7 protein-coding genes and 1 tRNA gene are annotated in these 7488 nt (G+C 50.3%); 2 read left to right on the forward strand and 6 right to left on the reverse strand.

The features are described from left to right. Positions 1–102: 102 nt before the first annotated feature. The 5 genes from SJI19_RS22395 to nifH all read right to left on the reverse strand — a co-directional run bounded on the left by SJI19_RS22395 (position 103) and on the right by nifH (position 5118). Positions 103–780, reverse strand: coding sequence for a NifB/NifX family molybdenum-iron cluster-binding protein (locus SJI19_RS22395; RefSeq protein ID WP_323480483.1), 678 nt, complete (start codon positions 778–780; stop codon positions 103–105). Positions 781–804: 24 nt separating this feature from the next. Continuing rightward, entirely contained in the window at positions 805–1020 is a 216-nt protein-coding gene (gene nifT, locus SJI19_RS22400; RefSeq protein WP_323480484.1) for a putative nitrogen fixation protein NifT, read from the reverse strand. 51 nt (positions 1021–1071) lie between these two features. Continuing rightward, the gene (gene nifK / locus SJI19_RS22405) at positions 1072–2643 is read right to left on the reverse strand and encodes a nitrogenase molybdenum-iron protein subunit beta (RefSeq protein ID WP_323480485.1); all 1572 of its coding nucleotides are present in this window, start codon (positions 2641–2643) and stop codon (positions 1072–1074) included. 63 nt (positions 2644–2706) lie between these two features. Next, the gene (gene nifD, locus SJI19_RS22410; RefSeq protein ID WP_323480486.1) at positions 2707–4155 is read right to left on the reverse strand and encodes a nitrogenase molybdenum-iron protein alpha chain; all 1449 of its coding nucleotides are present in this window, start codon (positions 4153–4155) and stop codon (positions 2707–2709) included. A 78-nt stretch (positions 4156–4233) separates the two neighbouring features. Continuing rightward, positions 4234–5118 (reverse strand): nitrogenase iron protein, encoded by an 885-nt coding sequence (nifH, locus tag SJI19_RS22415; protein ID WP_323480487.1) that lies wholly within the window; start codon positions 5116–5118, stop codon positions 4234–4236. 323 nt (positions 5119–5441) lie between these two features. On the opposite strand from nifH, the gene SJI19_RS22420 reads away from it, so the two are divergent. Then, positions 5442–5517, forward strand: a tRNA-Asn gene (locus SJI19_RS22420). Positions 5518–5914: 397 nt separating this feature from the next. On the opposite strand, the gene SJI19_RS22425 is transcribed toward SJI19_RS22420, so the two are convergent. Beyond that, entirely contained in the window at positions 5915–6316 is a 402-nt protein-coding gene (locus SJI19_RS22425) for a helix-turn-helix domain-containing protein (protein ID WP_323480488.1), read from the reverse strand. Between the two features lie 85 nt (positions 6317–6401). On the opposite strand from SJI19_RS22425, the gene SJI19_RS22430 reads away from it, so the two are divergent. Continuing rightward, positions 6402–7343: an aromatic alcohol reductase gene (locus SJI19_RS22430; RefSeq protein ID WP_323480489.1), complete on the forward strand. Its 942-nt coding sequence runs from the start codon at positions 6402–6404 to the stop codon at positions 7341–7343. Positions 7344–7488: the final 145 nt, after the last annotated feature.

Raw genomic sequence — 7488 nt, forward strand, 5'->3', positions numbered from 1 at the left:
TCAATCCAACAGCGGCTCAGCGCCTGACATCGCGATGATGCCGAACAGGTCGGTCAGCGCCTGACATCGCGATGATGCCGCGCCATAGGATGGCGCGGTCGGTCAAAGCGAGAAATCGCGCTGGGCCAGCGGGGTTGTTTTGCCCAACCTTTTGGCCAGCCAGGGGGGTAAACGCTCGGTCAGCATCTTTTCCAGCGCCTGTAACTGCTGGGCGATGCTCATTGGCGGTTTGATTTTTATCGGATGGATATTATTGCGGATCACCCGCGCGGCGGCCGGGCCACCGATGGCCTCGCAAAACAGTAAATGACAATCGCTTAATAATCGCGCCCGCGCCTCGTTACCCTCCTCCAATGCACCAGGCTCATCGCGGTAGCGACGCACCTGCTGCAAAAAGGGGCCTTTATCATCAAAGACGTAAATAAAAAATAGCTTACTTTGGCCAAAATGGCCATCAATGGTCAACCCATCGCTGGAGGCAAAGGCAACCCGCAGGTGCAACGCTTCGCCACGCCCTGGTTGGGTGGTCAAATGCTCCGGCAGCCAACCGTCCAGACAAGCCATCACCTGCTGCCACTGGGACACTGTCGGTACACTAACCTCGGCGGGAAAAGCTGCCGCTAGCCGGTCAAGGGGCATTTTCGGCAACATGGCCGGTGCAAGCGGCAGCCCGGCCACCTGCTCCAGCCACAGGATCAGCTCCCGTGGCGGTAGCTGAGGCAAGAGTTGCGCCAACGCAAACAGGCGCCAAAATAAGGGATCGTCGGTGGCGACATTCATCAAGAAACTCCTCAAGACCTAAGGTTAGGCGCAATGTTTGCTGGCACGCAGTCGCACGGGGAAAGGCGGCGTACCGGGCTGTGGGAAGATATAATAAGATTTACCCCCCTCCAGCTCGAAAATACCGCCCCAACACGCAGCATCGTCGAATTCAAGATGCACGACCCGCGCTTCCAAATCCTGCTTGGCGATATAGCAGTAGAGATCGTCGCCTTTTTTACTGAATAATACACTCGGCATAGCGGCCACTCCGGTGAAGATGGCTCCGGGACGCAACCCGGAGCCGCTCTTTTAGCGAATCAAATCGAAGTTGTAATCGGTTTGCCCCATTTTCATGGTATCGCGATCGAGTTTCTCCAGCGTTGCGTTCACCAGTGTGGTAAGCACCGTCATTGCGCCTTCATAACCCCAGGTTGAGATTCGATGCAAATGATGGCGATCGAAAATCGGGAAACCAATACGGATCAACGGAACTTCGAACTGTTCACCTTTGGCCAGGGTGTCACGTTGGATAAATTTGCCGTAGGAGTTACCAATCATAAAATCGGGCTGACGAGTAAACATTAACGAGCGGAAATGCCACAAGTCGCAGTTAATGTAGACCTCACTTTCTTGACCGTAAGGAGACGCGGCCAAGACTTTTTTCATCTCTTTCTGCCAGCGCTTATTGGCGTTATGGCAGAGTATCACCGTTGGCTCGCAGCCCAGTTCCAACAAGAACTTGGTCATGCCCATCACAAAATCCGGATCGCCATACAGACCATAGGACTTGCCGTGGATCCAGGTATGGGAATCGAGCATCATATCCACCAGACGGCCGCGTTCTAGCGTCAGCTCGTCGGGAATCGATTTGCCGGTCAGTTCGCTGATGGTCATTAATAGCTGGTCGGTGGCGTCCAGACCCATTGGCACGCTAACTGGTGTAGCCGGTTGCTGCCAGTTTTCCTGCACCATTTTTTTGGTTTTCAGCAAATGCCATGGTTGCAGCAATAACGTATCGATGGCATTAGGCGCATCGCGCATCTCATCTTGCGTGGTGCCGCCGGCGTACATGCGATACTCACCGTCTGCCGGGGTGTCCAGCACCTCGGAGGGATCGGACAGCAGGCTGTACCCTACGCCCATTTGATCCATCATGCGTTTGAGCACCCGGTAATTGCCTAAATAGGTTTCGAAACCGGTGACCAGATTGATCTTGCCGTTACGTCCTGGCTGATAGTCGCGCGCGTCGGTTTTATCGGTATATTCGCGGGCAAAACCTTCGAACATATTATCCCAGCCGGTAATGTGGCTGCCGATAAAGCTTGGCGTATGGGCATAAGGCACCGGTACCGCCGCATCAATAAAACCGTCTTTCTTGGCATTGGCGATAAAGGCGCTCAGGTCATCCCCAATGACTTCAGCCATACAGGTAGTGGAAACCGCAATAGCCTCAGGCTTATACAACGCATAGGAATTTTCCAAACCGGCATTCAAATTATTATTACCACCGAACACCGCCGCGTCTTCGGTCATGGAGTCGGATACACAGGCCACCGGCTCTTTAAAATGGCGGTTAAAATAGGTGCGGAAATAAGCCACGCACCCCTGGGAACCATGCACATAAGGTAAGGTTTTGGCAAAGCCCAGTGAGCACAACACCGCGCCCAACGGCTGACAGGCCTTAGCCGGGTCAATCGTCAGCGCCTCGCGCTTAAAATTAAGATCCTGATATTCCTGGGTGGTGGTCCAGGCAAAGACTTCTTTGACTCGCGCTTCGCCGTGGGCTTCTTCCAGTTCACGTTTGCTGGTGAACAGCGCCTGATATTCCGCTTGTTCAAACAGCGGAAAACAAGCCTTGGTTTTCTCTACGTTCTGACTCATGATTCTCTCCTCCCGTGTCACAAATCTGTGAACTGACGGGTATAGGCATTCAGACAAACATTCTCAGGCGGTTTTCAGCCAGGGGGCCGTCAACTGACTCCAGCCTGGGTTGTTCAGGGTCATATCCATATCTCTGGCAAAAACGGCAAAACCGTCATAACCATGGTACGGACCGGAGTAATCCCATGAGTGCATCTGCCGAAACGGGAAACCCATTTTTTGGAAAATATATTTTTCTTTAATTCCCGAACCCACCAAATCCGGCTTAAGGGCCTTAATGATCTCTTCGAGTTCGAAGCTACTGGCATCATCAAACAACAAGGTGTCTTTTTTCATATCTGGCAACGAGCGATCGTAATCATCGTTGTGGGCAAATTCATAACCACTGCCGATGATCTCCATACCCAGATCTTCGTAAGCGCCAATCACGTGACGTGGCCGCAGACCACCGAGATAGAGCAATACCCGTTTGCCAGTCAGACGCGGTTTGTATTTGGCAATCACCGCATCGGTCTGGGCTTGATACTTAGCGATCACTGCCTCGGTATTGGCCTGGATGGTCTCATCAAACAGCGCCGCGATTTTGCGCAGTGATTCCGCAATTTTGGTCGGGCCAAAAAAGTTATATTCCAGCCAAGGAATGCCGTATTTCTCTTCCATATGCCGAGAGATATAGTTCATGGAACGGTAACAGTGCACCAGATTCAGTTTCACCTTCGGCGTATTTTCCATTTCCACTAATGTGCCGTCGCCAGACCACTGGGCCACCACGCGCAGGCCAATCTCTTCGAGCAAAATGCGCGATGCCCAAGCATCACCACCGATATTGTAATCGCCGATGATCGCCACATCATAAGGGGTGGTTTCGAATTCTTTACCGTCACGGTTGGACAAGATCCAGTCGCGCATCACGTCATTGGCGATATGGTGACCTAACGATTGGGAAACCCCGCGAAAACCTTCACAACGCACCGGGACCACCGGTTTATTCAGCAGTTTCTGGGTTTCCCGCGCCACCGCTTCGATATCGTCGCCAATCAGTCCTACCGGACATTCAGACTGGATACTGATGCCCTTGGTTAAGGGAAATAACGTTTCCAACTCCTCAATCAGTTTGGTCAGCTTTTTGTCGCCGCCGAACACGATATCCTTTTCCTGGAAATCCGAGGTAAAGTTCAAGGTGCCAAAGGCATTGACTCCACTGTAGCCGGTGTAGTAGTTACGACGACCGGCGCGAGAGTATTGACCGCAGCCAATCGGTCCATGAGAAATATGGGCCATATCTTTGATCGGCCCGAACACCACCCCTTTGGAACCGGCGTAGGCACAGCCACGCACTGTCATCACACCGGGTTGGGATTTACGGTTGGAGGTAATACATTTGCCAACGCTTTCCATTTCCGGATCGCTTAACATGTAATGCTTGGCACGTTCTTTTCGAGCTTTTTCAGGGAAAACTTCTAACACTTCCTGAATCAGCGCCAGCGTTTGTTCGCCGGTTATATCGGCCATGGCGATGTCCTTACAATAATGGATGGGATAGCTGCCTAAGCCAGCGAACGCCGGCTTAGGGACCAACAACGTAACGGGTCAGACCAGGTTAGCTTCTTCTGCTGCGGTCTTGCCGATAATGGTTTCGTCTTCCACGTCCAGGATGCCGAATTCCATCAATAACGCTTCCAGCTCATCCATGGTGACCGGGGTGGGGACGATCATCTTTTTGTTGTCGACGATCTTTTGTGCCAACGTACGGTATTCATTGGCCTGATCGCAGGTAGGATCATACTCAATCACCGTCATGCGACGGATTTCTGCACGTTGAACGATGTTATGCCGCGGCACAAAGTGGATCATTTGCGTGCCCAGTTTTTCCGCCAGGGCGATAATCAGTTCGTCTTCACGATCGGTCTGGCGTGAATTACAAATCAACCCGCCGAGACGAACCTTGCCGGACTTAGCGTATTTGACGATGCCTTTGCAAATATTATTGGCGGCATACATGGCCATCATTTCGCCGGAACAGACGATATAGATTTCCTGCGCCTTGTTTTCGCGGATCGGCATGGCAAACCCACCGCAGACCACGTCACCGAGTACGTCATAAAAGACGAAGTCCAGGTCATCTTCATACGCGCCCTCTTCTTCGAGGAAGTTAATGGCGGTGATAACACCACGACCTGCGCAACCTACACCCGGCTCAGGGCCGCCTGATTCTGCGCAGCGGATGCCGGCATAACCGACCTGCAAGACGTCCTCTAACTCCAGATCTTCTACTGAGCCGACTTCCGCAGCCAGTTCCATAATGGTATTTTGTGCTTTGGCATGCAGGATCAAACGGGTTGAATCCGCTTTCGGATCGCAACCGATGATCATGACCTTTTTGCCAATCTCGGCCAGTGCGGCGACGAGATTTTGGGTGGTAGTTGATTTACCTATGCCACCTTTGCCATAAATGGCGCATTGACGGATAGCCATGTGCATTCTCCTGTTAGTCGATTGACCCTTTCTATTAAGCAGGGAACGTACCAATTACCATTTATTTTCATCATATTGATAAATAATACTATTTTATTATTTTGTGGTTTTGACTACACCGGATTCAAAACAAATAGCCGACCTATTGTACGAAAGCGAACAGAAGTTGTTTGGCCTTAGAAAAATATGGCCGCGTTAATGAGTGGTTTTCATCGACTAGATATCCAGCACATTGGCGAGCAACTGCCCGTTTGCGCCAATTTGTCGAAAAGAGTTTTGACAAAAGACGTCTACACCTTTAGTATTCGCCCCGTTCTCGCAATTCCTCTGTAGTTCAGTTGGTAGAACGGCGGACTGTTAATCCGTATGTCACTGGTTCGAGTCCAGTTAGAGGAGCCAAGATTTTAGAAAAGCCCGCTTCAGGGAACTGAAGCGGGCTTTTGCTTTTCATGCGCCTGCGCGAATCCCAATATGATTTTGATGCAATAGGTTAGCGAAAAAAACCTTCACGATGCGTTTTCAGTTTTCCCTCCGCATCGAGAAAAATTAGTGGTCAGATTTGGGGTCAGGTTGGTTCGATGATGCGTTCGACCTGCTCCCCGTTGTTTAATACACCTCGATGCTCGCAATATCATAATAAAGATATTTCTTACTTCAAGGGTTGTGGTCTACGGGAAGTAGAGAGTAAATCAATTTACAGTTTTATCCATTGCCCGCACTTTTCTCAGGAATAGGGTATGGCAAACAGCCTGTTTTAGACAGTATTTCAATATACCAGCCTGCTTCATGAACGTTATTAATCACCATCGTACTGTGCCCTTGCCACCCGAAAATAGTCAGCAGATGTTATAATCCATGACCATAAGGGTATCATCCGCAAAAGCATTTCTTTTCCCGTATCTGTAATCGCATAAACAACCCGTGGTAGTTTTTCCTGATAATCACAGCGGGATATAAGACCGTCCCGCTCAAGGTGGCGCAGTGTTCGCGTCAGCATTCTCTGAGTGACGCCCGTAAGGTAGCGGCGTATCTCTCCATAGCGAAGGGGTCCACTGGTACCCAGAATATGCAACACGCCCAGTGACCAGCGGTTTCCTGCATGTGCGAGGATCTCACGTTTCAGCCCCTCATCATCGTTGCTTAAATCCTCACAAAATTCTTTTGAGAATTGCAGCAGTGCTGCACGATCACTCTCCATATCACCTCCGGTATCATTCATGTGCCTAATTGTACCAGTTCGTACCAGCTGTCAGGATGAGGTTGAAATACACAAGGAGGCAAAAATGAAATATTCATCCGAAAATAAATTTACAAAGTCTGTTCTCATACTCGGAGCAGGGGAATTGGGGCTGCCAGTATTGCGTGCGATGAGCAATAAAACTCAGGAGCATTCATACATAAAAATCAGTGTATTACTAAGAAGTGAAGCCGCCCGCTCCGTTTCTGGCCCACGCAAGGCACGGCTAGATGAGCTTATGAAGCTGAGCATTTCTGTAGTTGAGGGGGATCTGAAGGAAAGTAGTATAAATGACCTGAGTGAGCTGTTTCACTCTTTTGACGCCGTTATCAACTGCAGTGGTTTTGTCGGGGGACCGGGAACACAAATAAAGATTACACAAGCGGTATTACAGGCAGGTGTAGCACGCTACTTCCCATGGCAGTTCGGGGTTGATTATGACGTTGTCGGGAAAGGCAGCGGACAGCAAGTATGGGACGAACAACTTGAGGTACGGCATCTCCTGCGCGCGCAGAGTGCAACTGAGTGGGTTATTATTTCCACGGGAATTTTCACCAGCTACCTGTTTGAACCCAGCTTTGGTGTGATTGAAGCACAAAGTAAAACTGTCTGTGCTCTTGGAGACTGGCAGTATGCGGTGACACTGACCACACCTGAAGATATCGGCCAGCTAACTTCAGACGTCTTTTTCCATCAGCCTACTTTTCGGAACGAGATTGTCTATATTTCAGGTGATACGCTGACCTACAGTGAGCTTGCCGATTTAATGCAGGCTCATTGGGGCGCTGAGGTAAACAGAAAATTACTTGAAAAGAAAAAGCTGGAAGTTGATGTGCGCCATAATCCGGATGATGTTGGGGCTAAATACCGGCTTGCTTTCGCACGGCCTGACGGCGTGGCATGGAGTAAAGAAAATACGTTCAATCACCATGAGGGAATTGCAACCACAACTGCCGCTCAGTGGCTTGCAAAACATCATGCCATGTAGCGCTACAGAATGGTTGAAAACACAATCTGTTCCGGTTGATAGCGGCGCCTCCCTTGCAGGGAACACAATAGTAACGACCATCACATACAACGAGGGCGCTCAAATCAGCTTTGTGTAACCTGAGTCTATTGGTGGTCATTCTGTG

The organism is Acerihabitans sp. TG2 (assembly GCF_035013185.1).
In the GTDB taxonomy this organism is placed as follows: Bacteria; Pseudomonadota; Gammaproteobacteria; order Enterobacterales; family Enterobacteriaceae; genus Acerihabitans.

Bases quoted from the DNA above. Each gene is read 5' to 3' on its own strand.
- SJI19_RS22395 (WP_323480483.1), bottom strand. From the start codon at position 780: ATGAATGTCGCCACCGACGATCCCTTATTTTGGCGCCTGTTTGCGTTG.
- nifT (WP_323480484.1), bottom strand. From the start codon at position 1,020: ATGCCGAGTGTATTATTCAGTAAAAAAGGCGACGATCTCTACTGCTAT.
- nifK (WP_323480485.1), bottom strand. From the start codon at position 2,643: ATGAGTCAGAACGTAGAGAAAACCAAGGCTTGTTTTCCGCTGTTTGAA.
- nifD (WP_323480486.1), bottom strand. From the start codon at position 4,155: ATGGCCGATATAACCGGCGAACAAACGCTGGCGCTGATTCAGGAAGTG.
- nifH (WP_323480487.1), bottom strand. From the start codon at position 5,118: ATGGCTATCCGTCAATGCGCCATTTATGGCAAAGGTGGCATAGGTAAA.
- SJI19_RS22425 (WP_323480488.1), bottom strand. From the start codon at position 6,316: ATGGAGAGTGATCGTGCAGCACTGCTGCAATTCTCAAAAGAATTTTGT.
- SJI19_RS22430 (WP_323480489.1), top strand. From the start codon at position 6,402: ATGAAATATTCATCCGAAAATAAATTTACAAAGTCTGTTCTCATACTC.